Here is a 17,302-nt window from a genome sequence, read left to right as displayed (position 1 = left end):
ATTTTATTTATCAATAGATGTGCTAAAATTTATATATATTAAAAATATATATAAAGGAGAATTTGCAATTCAAATTGTAATCAAGCACAAATGTATAAAAATGCATCTTTTTTCAAGAGGTTTTTTTCAAATGTCTTCGACAACTTTTTGTTTATAGCATTTTCTGCAGTTATCTTCTTGATAATGCTAGATCACGCTAATCAAACATTGACTCACAGAATTGTTTCTGTTGTCTTAGTTTGCGTTTGAATGAATGTTTATTTCTTGATTTTACCTTTATCACTAAAAGGCAAAACACTTGGAATGAAACTTTTTATGCTCAAACTCATAGATACAAATTCAAAGCAGTTTAGTTATAAACTCATTTTCAAAAGAAACATAATAGGAATATTTATGTTGCAAGTTATCTTCTTACTCACAATTATTCCAATGTCCCTTCAAAAAGAAATGACAATCAAGGAATTTGAAAAAACAAATGAATTTAAATCATCCAGTGCATTTATATCTGCACTAATGACTGCGTGATTAGCAATTCACACAATAGGTTACACAATGTTAATTTTTTACAAGAAAAAACTAACATTAGTTGACTTAATGTTTAATACAAGAATTGTTGAAGATAAGCAAATACAACAAGTGCTTGAAGAAGAAATTGTGCTTTTACCTTTCTATAATAAAGGACGTAAATATCGTTACGTTAATAAGGAGGAGAATTTATGGGATTAATTAAACCTGATTTATTAAGTGACTTAAACGAACAGCAACGTGAAGCTGTTGAATATTTTGACTCACCTTTAAGAATTATCGCAGGTGCTGGTTCAGGTAAAACTAGAGTTCTTACAAGAAAAATAGCTTACTTAATTAATGACTTAGGTGTAAGCTACAAAAACATTTTAGCTTTAACATTTACAAATAAAGCTGCAAACGAAATGAAAGAACGTGTTTTACAATATTGTTCAAAATCAGTTGATAGCGATCAACTTAAAATCTCAACATTCCACTCATTTTGTGCAAAATTATTAAGAAGAAAAAGTAAATTAATTGGATTTAGAGAAAACTTTATTATCGTAGATGACCCTGACAAAATCCAAATACTTCAAGGTATTTATGAAAAAAGAGGAATCACATCTCACGATATCAGTTATAAAACAATGATTGAGTACATTTCTTGAGCTAAAAACTTCCAAATTCAATCAGGGCCTGAATTAGCAAAAATGCTAAACAAGTCACCTCAACACATCCTTGCAGTTGTATATCAAGATTATTTAAACGAATTAACTTCAAAAGGTGCTGTTGACTTTGATGACTTAATCATCTTTACAAAGCTTTTATTTGATACACACCCTGAAGTAGTTGAAGAACTTAAGAAATTATTTGAATATATACTTGTTGATGAGTTTCAAGATACATCAAAGCTTCAATATGAAGTTATTAAACAAATCATTGGTTCAAATACACACTTTACAATTGTTGGAGATCCTGACCAAACAATCTACAACTGACGTGGTGCTGATGTTAACTTAATCTTAGACTTTGATAAAGATTTTGAAAACGTTAAAACAATCGTGCTGGATACAAATTACAGATCAAGCAAGAAAATCTTAGATGCAGCTAACAATCTTATTATTCATAACTCAAACCGTGTTCATAAAAATTTAATTACAGAAAACGAAGAAGGTTTAGAAATTGAGTACTACCACGGGTTCAATTCAGAAGCTGAAGCTAGATGAGTAGTTCAAAAAATTAATGAACTTAAAAAACAAAAACAACAATTAAAATCAATTGCAATCTTATATCGTGCAAACTACTTATCAAGACCAATTGAAGATGCACTTATTGCAGAAAACATTAACTACAAAATCTTTAATGGAATTAAATTCTTCCAACGTGCTGAAGTTAAAGATGCACTTGCATTCTTGAAAGTTTTAGCAAACCCTAAGGATGATATTTCATTCGAACGTGTTATTAATGTCCCTAATAGAGGAATTGGTCCTGCTACTCTTAAAAAACTTAAAGACTACGCAGAAAACATTCACGATAGTTTATTCAACATAATGATTAGAGATATTAAAATTCTACCTATCTCAAAAGAATTAATTGTTAAATCAATCTTCCCATTCTTATCAACTATTCGTAAATACCAAAAAGCTTTATCAACAAATAAAATAAGCTTAACTTTGAATAAATTCCTTGAAGAAATCAAATACTATGAACACATCGAAATGAATAAAAACCTTAGAGGGTCAGCTATTGATAACGTTAAGGAATTAATTAACTCAATTCAAAACTGAGAAAGCAACAATCCAGATAAGTCTGCTATTGACTACTTAAACGAAGTTGGGCTAACATCAATTGAAGATGAATATGATAACCTTTCTAACTACGTTTCACTTATGACAATTCACTCTGCTAAAGGATTAGAATTTGATAACGTTTTTGTTATCGGTATGTCTGAAGGAGTTTTCCCTAACAAGCGTGCTTTAGATAGAGAGAAAAATAAAAAACAATCATCATCTCCATTAATTGATAAATACAACGATACATTAGAAGATGAAAGACGTTTAGCTTATGTTGCGGTAACCAGAGCAAAACAACGTTTATTCCTAAGCGACTCACGTGGAAAACTTATTTCATCTGATATCGATAAGAAACCTTCAAGATTTATTGGAGAAATGGGAGTTGATATTTCAGACTTTATTATCAACTACCACGGAAGAAAATTTGATGATCCTACATTCTCACCTGATGATGAAACACCTACAAACAATAACATTGTAGTTGGAGACATTATTTCTCACGTTATGTTCGGTGAAGGTGAGGTTGTTGAAGTTAAAGGAACAGAAATTGTTATTGACTTCATTAAAGATAGAAAAATAAGAACCCTTAATAAAAATCACCCTTCAATCAAAGTAATCACAAGATAATGAATTTAACAGCTATTATTGCAATTTCAATAATCTCATTAATATTACTCTTTGTATTATTAATGGGATTTTGATTAATTATTTACTTATATTACATAAGATCAACAGCTGGAATAATTTTGTTTGAAATTGATTCAGTTAATAAAAAAGTTCTTAGATTTTCAAAAAGAAATCAAGCATTATCAACTTTATTTGATGCTAAAAAATTAGGTTTCAGAACATTTAATTTCATTACATTACAAACCTTTTTTAGCTTCCTTGATGAAGGAAGTAGAAAAAAACTAAATGAATTCTTTGACTTAGTTAGTGATTCAGTTAAAACTTCTTTTGAAATTAAACTGAATCCAGAATTTAACACATCAAACCTTACGTTATTTGAAAAAATAGCTTACTTGCTTGATAAATCAAATAAAAGACTTAATTCATCATATATTCTTAAAATCAAACCTATTGAAAACAAAAAATTCATTTGTACTATTAAGTGAGAAAAAAATCGACTTAAATACAAATTTAATCATCATAATTCAGAGCAATCATTAAAAGAATTCGAACAAAAAAACTTTAAAAGCAACAAACATTCTGTTTTGGCTTTTGCATTTAAACCTTACTTTATAAACAAAGAATTTGACAGCATCCAAATTAAATCAATTTTTGATAACTTAAACATTTTAATATCAAAAACGCCTTTCTATATTATTGATGGAATTTTGTTTATTGTTAAGAATAAATTATCAAAATTTGGACACAAAAAGTATCTTAAAATGATTAATGAAATTAATGATAATAGGATGATTAATAAATTCTTCTTATGCGCTTCATTAATTAACGAAAATAAACTAAATAATAGAGCTGATAGACTAAAATTAATCAATAAAGTCAAATTCTCATTATTTAATTTAACGATTAATCCTAAAGCAAAATCAACATATTCAAATATTCCTGCAACAATTTCTCAAGATCCTAAATTCACAGAATTTGTTAAGAGATTAAATGAATATGTGCAATGAAACAATACTTTAAGTTCTAAAAATGCAACAATTAAGAGTACAAACATCTTTGTTTACGAAACTAAAAAAGCTTCAAACATTGTAATCAACTCGTTGCAAAAAATAACTAAAGACGACCAAGACAAATATTGAACTGACTTCTTTCGAAAAATTCCACATTTAAATTACCTATATGAGAAAAAATGATACGACTTCATCACACAAAATACTGAAAAACTTGATGAAACTGGTAATGTTAAAAATATGCAGAGATTGATAAAAATATCTCAAGAAACATTTTTACAATCTAACTTCATTCTTGAAGAAAAGAAACCAATTTGTCTTATTTATGCATACAATAATACATTTGACACATATCATTTAAGACAAAAAATCAGTAATAACTACAAGAAAAAAATACCTACAGCTTTATACATTGACACCATTGATAAATCTCTTATCAATATCATCAACGATACAAAACTGCAAGCTATTGTAATTGGAGAAAAGATTTCAAAACAATTAAACAATACAAAGGTATTTTTAAACTGTTTTAATATTGTGAACTTAGCTACAAATAATAATATTAAGACTATTTATGAAGGTGCACCTGATTATTTAGACCCACTTACAATCAAAAAGGCTAATGTTAAAATTTCATATAAGAATGATAATTAAAATATCCTGATCAGGGATATTTTTTTGTATAAAAAAATCAGCTTTTAAAGCTGATAAATTATTTATCTGATTTGTACACTATTAAATTAGGATTTTCTCTGTACCCTCTTCCTTCTTTAGCTTCAGGATTACCATTTAAAATAGTTGCGTCAGCTGAGAAAGAATTGTTAAGTTTAAAAATGCTTTGACCAACTCCATAATAGTCTACAGGGACATTTAATGATTCAAATAATTCTATTTTCTCTGCATTAAATCCAGATGAAACAACTATTTTATAGTTAGTTGCTCCAGCTTTATCTAATGCTTCACGTAATCTCTTAATTTGTTCTGGATTAACTCCATATTGCTTTTCTTCATCGTTATCAAACATATGGTCAATCATATTCTTTGAAGTGTCAATTCTAACACCTCAAACAAGATTTCCGAGTTCATTTCAAACTTTAAGGGATTCACTAATAATATTATTATGATAGTCTACAAGAGCTATAAGTTTATTTTTAGGGAAAAGTTTATGATAGGCCTTAGTTGCAGCGACAGTATCACCTGCAAAACCTTGAATTAAAACGTGAGGCATACTTCCAAAAACATTTTCATCATTAACTTCGTTTTGATCTTTTTGAGCTAATGTAGAAACAGCTTTAATTCCACCAACTCTAACTGCATAACCATCCATTTCTTGATTAATGTAGTGGTCTGCTCTATCTCCCATAAAGATGACTTGTTTATCTTTTGCAGCTTGCGCACAGTGGTAAGCATTTGTAGCAATTGATGTATTTCTAGCTAAAATACCATCAATCATACCTTCTCAAATACCAAAATCTTGATAGTGTCCTTCTAATTGTAAAACAATATCTAAATTATTAATTTTTGAACCTTCAGGTAAGTATTTAATTGTGTATTTTGATGTGTCTGTTTGTTCTTCTAAAAGAGCAAGAACTTCATTAATTCCACATAAAATCGAGTTGTCTTTTCTTTGAAAAAATTGCATAACAATCTTGTTTTCAGGTTTAAAAGTTTCTAAGATTTGTTTAGTTTTTTCAAAGTAAGATGCAATATAGGCTTTTTTATCTTTGCGCATTTTTACCACCTGTATAATAAAACAAAACTACAACAACTAGTTTGTTGTTAAATTATTTTTGCTTATTAAGTTTTTGTTCTTTTCTTAGTTGTTTTACTTTTTGTTTTTTAGCTTTGAATTCTTCTCTTTGTTTGTTTAATTGTAATTTTTTAAGTGTAATTGCTTCACGTACTTTTGGAGAAATAAAGTAAATTTTAGGAAGCGCTTTTTGACCTGGTTTTAGGATTCTGAGTACTTTTCTTAAGAAGAATCCTAAAGCAGGTGCTGAAAACATAGCAAATAGTAAAAGCATAATGTCTAAAACTACAATAACTAATGTTGAATTACCTTTGTAGTTAAATGGATGTAAATATGAAACAACTGAATAAATAGTAACACCACGTTCTAATTCAGTTCCTCCAAATTGCATAAATTTGTACCCAAATGCATAAATTGCAAATGTGAAAAATAAGTAAGCAATTGGATAAATCATAAAACTTCAAATTGACACATTTGAAATTCTGATACGTTTTCTTTCTCATCCAACAAGAGTTAAAAGTCCCAAGAATGGAGCAGCACCGTGCATAATTGATGTTTTAACTCATTCAAAAGTTTGTGAGTCACTCATTAGTGTCGGATCAGTTGCTACACCACCTCAATAAACTGCGACTACAATAATAATGTAGACCATTGAAGCAAAGTAAAATCTTTGTGCCTTTTTAGATGTTCTATAAAAAGGATATAAGAACATTGTTACACCCATAAGCACATTAGACATAAATGTAAATCAGTAAGTTGATCCACCTCAGAAAAGTAAGGTTGCATTAGGGTAAATTAATTTTTGAAGTTTAGCACTATCAACATTAGATTCTTCTAATGTCCCTTTAACTTCTAAGAATGCTTTTTCAACTGCAATACTTCTGAAGTGTCATTCAAGTAAGGTTACAACTAAATAAGTAAGAATTAAAGTTAAACCTATTGAAAATGTAATTCAATCTTTTCAATCAAATAAATTAAATTTTGCCTTTAAAACTCTAAAAGACTTTTTCAATCCAATCACGACACCTCCTTAAAGTTAAATTATTTTAAATGCAGCTAGTAGAATAATACCTATAATAACTAGAAAAAAACTAATTCCACCAAGAACAAATCATTTTGAATATTTATTCATTAAATATTTTTTCTTTAGTCTATTGAACACAAATCTATTTTCAGGTAAATATTGATCTGGAATTTTGTCTGTTTCTAATTCCTTCAGTAATTTGTTTAATTGTAAAAAATATTCAACAGTGTGTTTGTTTTTTTTCTCATATGACTTGACATTTTGTTTTTTATTTAATTCAGCACGAACTTCGTTAATAAAAACTCTTCTGTATATTGCATAAGAGTTTTTATCCAAATCTTTATAAGTTCTTCTCATTAATAAAAATCTAATAACACTACTTGAACGTTTTTAGGTTTCTTATCAATTAAAGATTTCACACCATTTTCAATTTGTGTGATTAATTCTTTAATTGTTGAATATGGTTCTTTATTTTTTTGGTTTTTAATTTTAATATCTACATAAATTTCAACGTTTGAATGTTTATCGTCAAAACTTAATCTAATTGAGTTTGAAGCTTTAATATTTTTGTATGAACTAAGCGCAATGTTTACAACGTCTAAAATTGCGCTTTCTTGAACTATGTAATTTTGATTTGAATTGTAAGATACATTAATTCAATTCATTATTTATTTGCTTTTCCAACGTATTTTCCAGTTTCTGTTGAAACAGAAATAACGTCATTTTCTTTAATGAACATAGGTGTTTCTAATTCAAAACCAGTTTCCACAGTTACTTTTTTCTGAGGGTTTGTTGTTGTGTTACCTTTAACTGCATCAGGTGCTTCTGTAACTAATAAATCAACGTGAGCAGGTAATTCGATATCTAAAACTTCTGATTCAAATTTTCTAATTTGAACTTCTGAACCTTCTTTTAAGAAGTTTAATTCTCATTCAACTACTGTAACAGGAATTTCAACTTGTTCATATGTTTCATTATCCATTAAGATAATGTTTTCTCCATCTGAGTATAAGAAGTTCATTTTTCTTTTATCGATGTGAGCTGGTTTAACTTTATCACCACCTGTGTATGATTTTATAGTTGTTGAACCTGTTCTTAAGTTTTTAACTTTAGCTTTAACGTTTGCTTGTCCACGTCCTTGTTTTGAGTGTTGAGCATCTAAAACTACAAAAATTTCACCTTCATCTTGGAAAGTAATACCTGGTTTAAATTCATTAACATTAATCATAAAATTCTCCTTAGTAAATTATTTGTTTAATTATATTAAATAATTAAAAAATTGCATTTAAATAGTTTAAAAATTCAAATTTTGCTTAATTTGACACAGAAAAACTAAAATTTACTAAATTAGCCAGTGTACTAGGTGTAAAAAATATTTTTAAAGGTATGTAATAGTCTTAAAAGTTTTTAGTTAGATTTTTACACTCTTGTATAATATACAAGAGTATATAAAGATACTCCTTGGCTATAAGATTTTTAGCCCAGAAACGACCATAAGGAGAGAAAATGCAAAAATACGAAATTATGTCAATCGTTAGTCCAAAAGCAGACGTTCAAGTTTTAGTTGACTTATTAAACGAAGTTTTTGGAAAAGAAAACATTTCTAAAGTTGAAAAACTTGAAAGAAATGAATTAGCTTACGAAATCAACAAGTCAAAACACGGACAATACGTTTTAGCATTTGTTAATGCTAAAGGTTCAGACATTGCTGAATTTACACGTCGTTCAAATATTATTAAAGATATCTGAAGAGCTTTAGTAATTAATTTAGACACAGAAAAAGGTCTTAACGGAAAAGAATCTGTTAAAGAAACTAAAAAACCAGTACGTAGAACAAGAAAATCAGCTGCATCTGCAGAAGAAAAAGTTTCAAAACCTCGTACAAGAACAGTTAAAGCAAAAGCATCTGAATAATTAAATGCTTAAAAGTTTAGTTATTCACAGGGGGTATTATGTTTAATAAAATTACAATAGTAGGACGTATAACATCAGATAATGCGATAGCACATACATCACAAGGTGTTCCATACGTACGTTTCACAGTGGCAGTTAATAGAAGAAACTTTTCAGCACAACAAAATGAAGTTACTGACTTTATCCCGGTTGTTGCTTGAAGATCAAATGCCGAGTTCATAGCGAGATATTTAAATAAAGGGTCTCTTGTTTTAGTTGAAGGGTCTTTACATTCAAATCAATATCACAGTAACCAAACAAACCAAATAGTAAGAACATTAGATGTTACTGCAGATCAAATCGTCGCTCTAGAGTCAAAAAGTGTCAGAGAAGCTCGTGGTGGTTCTTTAAACGCAACTCCTTCTCCGGTGTCTGCGCCCCAAACGTATACTCCGACTTATAAAGCATCACAAAGTGATGTGAATCGTAATAAACCTGCGAATGCTACATTTGAAAATACTAATCCAAAAACCGGTGCTACTAAATTACACGATTTAGAAGATCTTTTCGCAGCACCTGAGGATTTAAATTAAGGAGATAAGAATGGCTTTTTACAAAAACAAAAAAGGTTTTATTAACAGAAGAAGATCATGTGAATTCTGTGATAACAAAATGACATATGTTGATTACAAAAACGTTGATTTATTACACAAATATGTAACAGCAACAGGACAAATTAAAGCTAAAGCTGCAACCGGAACATGTGCTAAACACCAAAGAAAAGTTGCTAACGCAATTAAAAGAGCACGTTTCATCGCTTTAATGCCTTACCACGTTGTTCGTCCACGTATTCAAAAATCAAACTAATTTATATACTATTACACCACTTGTCAAAGCAAGTGGTTTTCTTTTACCAAAACAAAAACACCACTCCTGTGGTGTTTAAGGTTAAATTGAATTAGATTTTCTCTTTATTTTTTTATTGCGTTTTTGTTCAATTTCATTAATGTAATAAAATAATAAAAAATGAATACTATTATAGTATTCATAATTTTAAACATTATTTATTTGGCTTAGCGATTAAGAAATTAATGTTTTTACCAAGTGAAGATCATTTTTGCTCATATCCTGTTTGAACATTAGTTTCATTATACTTTGATGAATGTAAATCAGTTGTCATGTCAATGATATTTCAATTATTTTCATTCAATGATTCTATTGAAAATTCAAATAACTTATCATTATCAGTTTTAAAGTATAAGCAACCTTTTTCAGATAATAATTGTTTATATTGGTCTAAAAATGTTTTGTATGTTAATCTTCTTTTTTCGTGAGCTTTTTTAGGTCACGGATCTGAAAAAGTTAATCAAATTGTGTCTATTTTGCCTGTAAATAATTCAGTTAAATTACTTGCATCTTTAGTTATAATGAAAAGATTTTTTAAATTAAGTTCATTAATCTTCTTAAGAATTTTATTAGCTACTGTTGGATATTTTTCAAAAGCATAATATGTAATATTAGAATTTTGAAGAGCTAATTGAGCAATCATTTCACCTTTACCTGCTCCAATTTCTAAAACATCATTTTCTTTTAAGTTAACTGGAAATTCTTTAATTAAAAAGTCAGAATTTGCTAAATTTGCTTCAGCATTTTTATCATATCTCAATCTCATGGTTTTATTATAATGTATAATTTAAAAATCACTATATGAATAGTTAAAAAGAATTTTTATAAGGAGCTAAAATGAGAATAATAGCAGGTAAATTACGTCACTTAATAATAGAACAACCAGATTCAAAATTCACTAGACCTACAGGAGATAAAGTCAGAGAAGCTGTCTTTTCATCAATTCAATTTGAAATTGAAGACACAACTTGTTTAGACTTGTTTTCAGGTTCAGGAGCTTGAGCTATTGAAGCTATCAGCAGAGGTGCAAAACACGTTGATGCAGTTGAAAAACAAAGACAAGTTTTTACTGTAACTAAAGCAAATGTTGCTAAAACTAAAACAGATAATCAAATAAGTTTATTTAATGATGATGCTTTACATTTTTTAAGTAAGACAAGTAAAACTTATGATTTTATCTTTATCGATGCTCCATTTGCTGAATATGAATTAGTTAATAATTCACTTTTAACAATTTCGCAAAGAAGTTTACTAAATGAAAATGGTGAAATTATTTTAGAAACTGATAAACCTAATTTAATTGTCTTACCTGACAATTTACAAGTTTATAAAGAAAAACAATATGGAAAGGTTTATATCTTAAAAATATGTCTAAAATAAACAAATATACCTTACGACAAGAGTTAAAAGTTAAATGCAGTGAAATTAGTTACGAAGGTTATGGTGTTTATAGAGATGAAAATAACTTTCCTATTTTCATAAGTGATTTATTACCTAATGAAGAAGCAATTATCAAGATAACAAACTTATATAAAAATTATGCATTTGGATGCATTGTTAAACATTTAACTTTTTCTGATGATAGAAACTCTGAATTTCAATGAACTCCATCAGCACCATTAGTCACTTTAAAATATCCTGCTCAAATTAAATTTAAAAATAACTATTTCTATAATTTACTTAAAAGAAACTTGCAAAACATAAATTTAAATGAAGTTTATTCTCAATTTACTCAATCTCTAATTCAATTTGAATATAGAAATAAAGTTTCTTATAAATTAAGCGTTCAAAATAATAAGTTGACTATCAATGAAATCAATCAAAAGTCTAATGAAATAACAGACGCTAATAATTTATTCTTAGTTAAACCAATCATAAAAGAAACAATCAGTCATATTTTAGATACAATTCAAACATTTCTGGAAAACACTAGCAAATTAAAAAACTTGAAAATGTTTGAAAAAATCACATTAAGAGCAAATTCAAAAAATCAAATTGATGTTTGTTTATCAATTCACACTGATTATGATTTACCTAATAAATTAGTTAAATTGCTTAATGAAATTACACAAGTTATTTCACTAAGTATCAAGAAAAAGCATAGTGTACAAGTCTTATTTGAAAAAGAGCAATTCAAAATGCAGTTGAATGATAAAGAGTTCATTTGTAGCATTCAATCTTTCTTTCAAGTAAACGATATTGTTGCATCAATGATGTTCACTAAGATAAAAGAGTATGTAAATAGCAAAAACAATATTAAAACTATTTTAGATGCATATTGTGGAGTTGGTACAATTGGTCAAATTGTTGCAAACAAAAATAATTATGTATATGGCTCTGACATTGTCTCAAGTGCAATTAAAAATGCAAATAATAACAAACTTTTAAACTCTGTTAGTGGTGAATATAAAACAATATCTTCTGATGTTTATTTCACTAAGAATGTTTCTAATTTAGAGGACAGCATTTTGATTTTAGACCCACCACGTAGTGGAATAAGTAAAGAATTCATTGATTGAATAATTGAAAAACAAATCAAAAATATTGTTTATATGTCTTGTGATGTTAAGACATTAACAAGAGATTTACAATTAATTTTAGAATCTAATTCTTATAAAATAACTTACATTCAAGGTTTCGATATGTTTCCTAATACACCACATATTGAGGCGCTTGTTTTCATCGAAAAAAAATAGTCTTGCGACTATTTTTATTTTGCGATTGCATATATTCCTGAAAGTATCATTGAAATAAGAATATATGTTGAAGCGACTATTCCTGTATACAATAAGTTTTTGTACCAAATCTTTTTGTTTGTGTGCAATGAAGTAAAGAATGAACCAGCACAAACATAGATGTTTGTTGGGAATGAAAATTCCTTAAAAACTAGTGCATAAGTTAAAAGCGCTACATAAGTTGTTAATCCGGCTATTGTGTCAGCCATAACATATGAGTTTAAGTTTTCTGTTATTGTATGTTGAATAGTAAATAAGACTGATGCAAATATAATGATTTGTGTTACATCTTTGAAAGTTGAATAAGTCTTGATTGAAGTCTTATTCATATTTGAAACTTGAAGTTTCTTATATTTTCTTGATATTAAGCCTCAGATGTTTCCTGAAACTATTGAAGCAAGTATATGCGCTAAAAATAGCAAGAATAAGTTGAGGAATAATATTGTTTGATTATTTAAGTTTTTGTTAAATAAGTAAATAAAAACATAAAAAAGAGATACAACTGGGTTTATAACAGGAGGAACGTTTTTACTAATATCATTGTATAAATCGTTTTCAAATTGGTAAACAAGTCCTCTGAGAATAAAGTATGAAAGTAATCCTGCAGTAAATGTAGCTAAAGCATATGTAAAGGGAAATATGAATTTTAATTTAGCATATTTTTTACCTACATAAGTTAGTAGCAGTGACATAGTTGATAAGAATGTAACTGCTAAAAACTCTGCAACAAATAGTTCTCATAAAAACTTCTTTGTTAATATAAATTCCACTGTAAATCCTTGATATGTTCGCTGATAATTGATTTGGGTTTATTTAAATTAAATTATTGTTTATTTACTTCTTTTTTTGATTTTTCAATTTGTTCTGGTTGTTTTTCTTCAACCGCTTTTATTTGTGTAGTTGTAACTGTTTCTGTTGTTGTAACTAATTTAACAGCTTTAAATGCTTTTCTTACATAGAAAATTCCTGAAAGAATTGCAAATACTAAAGCAACGTAAATTGGGATGTTTAAAATGTATCTAACCATTTGTTGGTGTGATAGTGCATTTAATGTTGCATAATGTAATCCAATTGTAACAGTTAATGTGATTGTAAGTCCAATAGCTAAAATAAATGTTTTAATTTTTCCTCATTTACCTGCTGATACATCGTATCCTTTTGATGCTAAAAACACTCTAACACCATCTACAATAATATCTCTTAATAAGAAAAGTGCCATAGCTCAGAAAGGTAAAACATTAATTACAGCTAAATAAACAAGTGTTAAGTTAACCATTAGTTTATCTGCAATTGGATCTCAAACTTTTCCAAACACAGATACTAAATTACGTTTTCTTGCAATTGCTCCATCAAAGTAGTCTGTAACCATGGCTCCAATAAAAATTGCTAGGATTAATAAATTAATAATTGTAAGTGCAATTTTGTATCCTAGAACGCTACCTGAATTTGGTAAAGTTTCTAATCTAAAATATGATGCACCAGCTTGGTCAGTTCCTAAGTAAATTAATAAAATGCTAATTGACATTAATAGAAGCATTGGAACAACTAAAATGATTCTAATTAATGTAAGTAAGTTTGGTAAACTGATTTTTTTCTTTTCTTTTACAACTTTTACTTTTTTAATTTTCTTTTCCTTTGTTGAACTCATTTTTAAAAATCTCCTCCATTTTGTTGTGTAATTCAGCTTCTTCTTTATAAATTTGATTAATAGAAGCTTCATTGTATTTTTTAACTTCTGCAAAAGCTTTTTCTTGGTTTGTATTAAAGTATTCTAAAACGTTAGGGATTTTTTTAGCTCATAAGTTTGAATTGCAATCTCTAAGTTGTTCTAAGTTTTTAACAAAAATTTCGTGAGCAGGGTTTTTGAATAAGAATTCTCTAAATTCAGGTGATTTAAACACTTTAACAAGAATATTTCTAGTGTTATTGTTAATTTCTGACATTGTGTATTCACCAATTGATGGTACAAATTCATCGTGTTTTACTTTGTTAAGTTTGATTAATTTGTTAACCATAACGTTAAGTTCATAAACATACACGATTGCTTCTTGTGTAAATTCAAAGTGTGCTTGTCTTTGTTTTTTCTTTGCAATTTTGTCCTTAATGAACTGGTATAAGATGTATGATGCTAAAGCAAGTAAAACAACACCAAGAATAACTCAAATTGCTATATTTAATTTATTATCAGGCATAACATCTCCTTTCTATTTTGTAGTTATTTTTAATTTTCATTTAGGTTCTTTTGCTACTACGTATTCTTTGATTAAATCTTCTAATTCTTCAGGTGTAAAAGTTCTTCCTTCTAACATCGATTGATGTAAGAAGTTTCCATATCCTCTGTAGTCAAATGAATTAGCTGGTTGATATAGTACGTATGAAATTTTTCCACCAGTTGATAATGTTCTTGAAATTTCAATGTCTACATCCTTTAGTTCTTCTTTGATTAATTTTAAGTTTTCATTTGCTTCTTTTTTAGCATTCACATAGTTTTCTGCTAATAAAACGATTTTTTCAATATCAATTGTTTCGTGTTGCATAAATTCTCCTTAAATTCAATGAGCACTGTGTGCTATGAAAAGAACTAAAATGTTAAGACCGAAGAAAATCAATGTTGATAAAGCATCTGATAATGTCGCTAAAATTGGAGCAGACATAACAGCTGGGTCTTTTTTAAATTTAATAGCTACAAGAGGAATAATTGTTCCTAAGAATTTAGCAAAGATAACTACAAAAAATAGTGATAATGAGCTTGCTAAAATAACAAATGAAAGAACTCCTCAACTTGCTGTTTTACCATCACTTTCTCTAAATGATGGAATTGCAAAGTAAATATAAAGTCTGGCTACATTGACTACGAACATAATCGCCCCAATAATAGCACCAATGGATACTTCACGACCAACTACTTTTCACATATCTTTAGTTCCAATTTCACCTAAAGATGCTGCACGAGTAATTGTTGTGGAAGATTGAGAACCTGCGTTTCCAGCAGCCCCTGAAATAATCGGAATAAGTCCAACTAAGATAGCAGAAGAAATTGCAACATTAATTCCGTTAACAAATCCTTCTGAAACGTCAGTGAATTTTTGAATAATAAATTGAGATAAAGTAGCTGAAATCATTAAGATAATTAATCATAAAACACGAGATTTAACAATTTGCATAATTGTTGTTTTAAGATAACTTTCTTCAGCAGCTTCAGGGTTAATCCCGGCAAGCTTATACATATCCTCTGTTGCTGAATCTTGAATAACATCAATAACATCGTCAGCTGTAATCATACCGATAAGGTATCCATCAGCTGTAGTTACTGGAAGTGTTGATCTATCGTGGTCAGCAAATATGTTAGCTGCATTTTCTTTTTTATCATTTGGATGAACTGTTGTAACAACGTTGTAAAGTTCATCTAAAGTTTCTTTTTCATCATCTGCAAAGACTAATTCTTCAAGTGTGATGTCTCCAAGTAATTTCTTTTGATCATCTACAACATAGAAGTTGTGTGTAAGCTCAATGTTGCTTCTATAGTCTTTTTTGATTTTTGAAATAGCTTTTTTAACCGTTCAATCAGATTTAAGAATAGACATATCAACGCTCATAATACTTCCGATGCTATCATCATCGTAAGATAAAATGTTATTTAATTTTTGTCTTTTTTCTGGATCTGTTTTAGACAAAATGTATTTTGTAATGTTAGCTGGTAATTCTTCAAGAACGTCGGCTAACTCGTCGGTTTGAAGTTCTTGTAAAACTTCCATACCTCAATCTTGAGTGAATGATTGAGCTAAATTAACTTTTGTATCATCATCTAAATAAGCAAAAACGTCAGCAGCATCTTCAGTTTTAAGCACCCTTAAAATGTAAAGTTGCTCATTGATTGTTAATTCGCCAAGTGCCTCAGCAAAGTCTGCAAGAGGATATTTTTCAAGCAACAATCTAACGTCTTTAATTTTTTTAGCAGCAATGAGAGTTCTTAAATTTTGTATTAACTCTAATTTTTGTTCTTCTGTGAAGTTCATATTACTCACTTAAGTACTTAATTAAATCTTCTTGGAAATGATCTAATTCAGTATCTATCATTGCTCCGTTTTTGATGATTTTAATTTGTCCATTTTCTTCTGAAACTACAATTGTAGTTGCATCTGATTGTTCAGAAATTCCCAAAGCAGCTCTATGTCTTGAGCCATAATTAGCTTCAAAACTTCTTTTTGTGATTTTGTAAAATGTAGCTGCATAGTAGATTTTGTTATCTCTAATAACCACAGCACCATCATGCAATGGAGATGTTTTATTAAAAATCGAAATAAGCAAACTGCTTGAAATGTTTGCGTTAACAACAACACCATCAGTTCTTAAGTTATCAATGTTGTCATTGTTTTCAATCGTAATAAGAGCACCAATTTTGTTTTTTGATAAGTAATCAACTGTTTCTCTTAATTGGTTAATTAAACGAATTTGACTACTTTTTCCTAATTTTTCATATTTTGATTTTCTGATTTTATTTCCAACAAATGTAGAAATCATTGGTTTTAAGAAGTAACCTAAAAGCCCTAGGATTGCTATAAAAGTTAAGCAACCTATAACTAATGAAATGATTGCAACAACATTCATTATGCACCTTTAACAAAATATGCGATTAGGATGATTAGCACCATTACAAGTAATGTGAAAACTATTCCAAGAATGTTAAAAGTTAAATCTTTTTTGTATCAAGGAAGAGCTTTTTGCGATTTTTTGTGTTCTAATGCTTCTTTTTCTGCTTGTGCTTTAACACGAGCATTATTTATCTCATTTTTTCTAAATTCGACTAAGTCAATGAATTTTCTTTTTTCTTTAGTTTTCTTATCCATATTGACTCCTTTTGTATATTTACTTTTTTAATTTATATAATTTTAAATTGTTTTTTTTAAAAATAAAATTTTTAAACTAGTTAAATAAGCATTGCAGAAAGTAGTTTTAGTTAATTGACAAATTAATTTTTGATTTTGATATCAACTAAATTAGCTAATTTTAAATTATGCAATTGCAAAAATTGCATAAAAAAACAGTTCTTTAGAACTGTG

21 protein-coding genes are annotated in these 17,302 nt (G+C 28.3%); 8 read left to right on the top strand and 13 right to left on the bottom strand.

The features are described 5' to 3' along the window. Positions 1 to 90 precede the first annotated feature (90 nt). From VBM86_RS00105 to VBM86_RS00095, 3 genes are read left to right on the top strand one after another with little or no spacing between them, the layout of a single operon-like run. The gene (locus VBM86_RS00105; protein WP_323189433.1) at positions 91 to 726 is read left to right on the top strand and encodes an RDD family protein; all 636 of its coding nucleotides are present in this window, start codon (positions 91 to 93) and stop codon (positions 724 to 726) included. Continuing rightward, positions 717 to 2,924 (top strand): ATP-dependent helicase, encoded by a 2,208-nt coding sequence (locus VBM86_RS00100; RefSeq protein ID WP_323189432.1) that lies wholly within the window; start codon positions 717 to 719, stop codon positions 2,922 to 2,924. The genes VBM86_RS00105 and VBM86_RS00100 overlap by 10 nt, the downstream gene beginning before the upstream one ends. Continuing rightward, entirely contained in the window at positions 2,924 to 4,588 is a 1,665-nt protein-coding gene (locus tag VBM86_RS00095; protein ID WP_323189431.1) for an MHO_4530 family protein, read from the top strand. The genes VBM86_RS00100 and VBM86_RS00095 overlap by 1 nt, the downstream gene beginning before the upstream one ends. 58 nt (positions 4,589 to 4,646) lie before the next feature. Here the strand turns inward: VBM86_RS00095 and VBM86_RS00090 are convergent, their stop codons facing one another. From VBM86_RS00090 to efp, 5 genes are read right to left on the bottom strand one after another with little or no spacing between them, the layout of a single operon-like run. Next, complete coding sequence (locus VBM86_RS00090) at positions 4,647 to 5,666, bottom strand: nicotinate phosphoribosyltransferase (protein WP_323189430.1); 1,020 nt, start codon at positions 5,664 to 5,666, stop codon at positions 4,647 to 4,649. Between the two features lie 52 nt (positions 5,667 to 5,718). Continuing rightward, on the bottom strand, positions 5,719 to 6,705 hold the full coding sequence (locus VBM86_RS00085) for an MAGa3780 family membrane protein (protein ID WP_323189429.1): 987 nt from the start codon (positions 6,703 to 6,705) through the stop codon (positions 5,719 to 5,721). 15 nt (positions 6,706 to 6,720) lie between these two features. Continuing rightward, on the bottom strand, positions 6,721 to 7,065 hold the full coding sequence (locus tag VBM86_RS00080) for a hypothetical protein (protein ID WP_323189428.1): 345 nt from the start codon (positions 7,063 to 7,065) through the stop codon (positions 6,721 to 6,723). Further along, positions 7,065 to 7,373: an MMB_0454 family protein gene (locus VBM86_RS00075; RefSeq protein WP_257089681.1), complete on the bottom strand. Its 309-nt coding sequence runs from the start codon at positions 7,371 to 7,373 to the stop codon at positions 7,065 to 7,067. The genes VBM86_RS00080 and VBM86_RS00075 overlap by 1 nt, the downstream gene beginning before the upstream one ends. Continuing rightward, on the bottom strand, positions 7,373 to 7,936 hold the full coding sequence (gene efp, locus VBM86_RS00070) for an elongation factor P (RefSeq protein WP_257089679.1): 564 nt from the start codon (positions 7,934 to 7,936) through the stop codon (positions 7,373 to 7,375). The genes VBM86_RS00075 and efp overlap by 1 nt, the downstream gene beginning before the upstream one ends. Before the next feature lie 278 nt (positions 7,937 to 8,214). On the opposite strand from efp, the gene rpsF reads away from it, so the two are divergent. Genes rpsF through rpsR form a run of 3 tightly spaced genes read left to right on the top strand, consistent with a single transcriptional unit; the run spans position 8,215 to position 9,468 of the window. Beyond that, complete coding sequence (rpsF, locus tag VBM86_RS00065; RefSeq protein ID WP_323176425.1) at positions 8,215 to 8,622, top strand: 30S ribosomal protein S6; 408 nt, start codon at positions 8,215 to 8,217, stop codon at positions 8,620 to 8,622. Between the two features lie 38 nt (positions 8,623 to 8,660). Continuing rightward, positions 8,661 to 9,194, top strand: coding sequence for a single-stranded DNA-binding protein (locus VBM86_RS00060; RefSeq protein ID WP_323176426.1), 534 nt, complete (start codon positions 8,661 to 8,663; stop codon positions 9,192 to 9,194). 10 nt (positions 9,195 to 9,204) lie between these two features. Continuing rightward, positions 9,205 to 9,468: a 30S ribosomal protein S18 gene (rpsR, locus tag VBM86_RS00055; protein WP_257089673.1), complete on the top strand. Its 264-nt coding sequence runs from the start codon at positions 9,205 to 9,207 to the stop codon at positions 9,466 to 9,468. A gap of 193 nt (positions 9,469 to 9,661) precedes the next feature. On the opposite strand, the gene trmB is transcribed toward rpsR, so the two are convergent. Then, a complete protein-coding gene (gene trmB, locus VBM86_RS00050; protein WP_323176427.1) occupies positions 9,662 to 10,273 on the bottom strand; it encodes a tRNA (guanosine(46)-N7)-methyltransferase TrmB in 612 nt (203 codons plus the stop codon). 71 nt (positions 10,274 to 10,344) lie between these two features. On the opposite strand from trmB, the gene rsmD reads away from it, so the two are divergent. Next, complete coding sequence (gene rsmD / locus VBM86_RS00045; protein WP_323176428.1) at positions 10,345 to 10,887, top strand: 16S rRNA (guanine(966)-N(2))-methyltransferase RsmD; 543 nt, start codon at positions 10,345 to 10,347, stop codon at positions 10,885 to 10,887. After that, positions 10,875 to 12,203, top strand: coding sequence for a 23S rRNA (uracil(1939)-C(5))-methyltransferase RlmD (rlmD, locus tag VBM86_RS00040; RefSeq protein ID WP_323189427.1), 1,329 nt, complete (start codon positions 10,875 to 10,877; stop codon positions 12,201 to 12,203). Before rsmD ends, rlmD begins: the two co-directional genes overlap by 13 nt. A gap of 14 nt (positions 12,204 to 12,217) precedes the next feature. Here the strand turns inward: rlmD and VBM86_RS00035 are convergent, their stop codons facing one another. From VBM86_RS00035 to VBM86_RS00005, 7 genes are read right to left on the bottom strand one after another with little or no spacing between them, the layout of a single operon-like run. Continuing rightward, complete coding sequence (locus VBM86_RS00035) at positions 12,218 to 13,012, bottom strand: hypothetical protein (RefSeq protein ID WP_323189426.1); 795 nt, start codon at positions 13,010 to 13,012, stop codon at positions 12,218 to 12,220. Between the two features lie 53 nt (positions 13,013 to 13,065). Beyond that, positions 13,066 to 13,890 (bottom strand): CDP-diacylglycerol--glycerol-3-phosphate 3-phosphatidyltransferase, encoded by an 825-nt coding sequence (pgsA, locus tag VBM86_RS00030; RefSeq protein WP_323189425.1) that lies wholly within the window; start codon positions 13,888 to 13,890, stop codon positions 13,066 to 13,068. Further along, entirely contained in the window at positions 13,862 to 14,434 is a 573-nt protein-coding gene (locus tag VBM86_RS00025) for an MHJ_0274 family protein (protein WP_323189424.1), read from the bottom strand. Before VBM86_RS00025 ends, pgsA begins: the two co-directional genes overlap by 29 nt. Before the next feature lie 12 nt (positions 14,435 to 14,446). Continuing rightward, positions 14,447 to 14,779 carry a hypothetical protein gene (locus VBM86_RS00020; protein WP_257089647.1) on the bottom strand — a complete coding sequence of 111 codons (333 nt, stop codon included), beginning with the start codon at positions 14,777 to 14,779 and terminating at the stop codon, positions 14,447 to 14,449. Between the two features lie 9 nt (positions 14,780 to 14,788). Continuing rightward, on the bottom strand, positions 14,789 to 16,258 hold the full coding sequence (gene mgtE, locus VBM86_RS00015) for a magnesium transporter (protein WP_323176434.1): 1,470 nt from the start codon (positions 16,256 to 16,258) through the stop codon (positions 14,789 to 14,791). Position 16,259: 1 nt separating this feature from the next. Next, positions 16,260 to 16,850: a diadenylate cyclase gene (locus VBM86_RS00010; protein ID WP_257089643.1), complete on the bottom strand. Its 591-nt coding sequence runs from the start codon at positions 16,848 to 16,850 to the stop codon at positions 16,260 to 16,262. Then, the gene (locus tag VBM86_RS00005; RefSeq protein ID WP_323176435.1) at positions 16,850 to 17,089 is read right to left on the bottom strand and encodes a hypothetical protein; all 240 of its coding nucleotides are present in this window, start codon (positions 17,087 to 17,089) and stop codon (positions 16,850 to 16,852) included. The genes VBM86_RS00010 and VBM86_RS00005 overlap by 1 nt, the downstream gene beginning before the upstream one ends. Positions 17,090 to 17,302 lie beyond the last annotated feature (213 nt).

This window comes from Mycoplasma sp. 21DD0573 (genome assembly GCF_034863425.1).
Lineage (GTDB): Bacteria > Bacillota_I > Bacilli_A > Mycoplasmatales > Metamycoplasmataceae > Mycoplasmopsis.
Note: the sequence above shows the minus strand (reverse complement) of the source record. Positions and strands in the feature narration are given on the sequence as shown.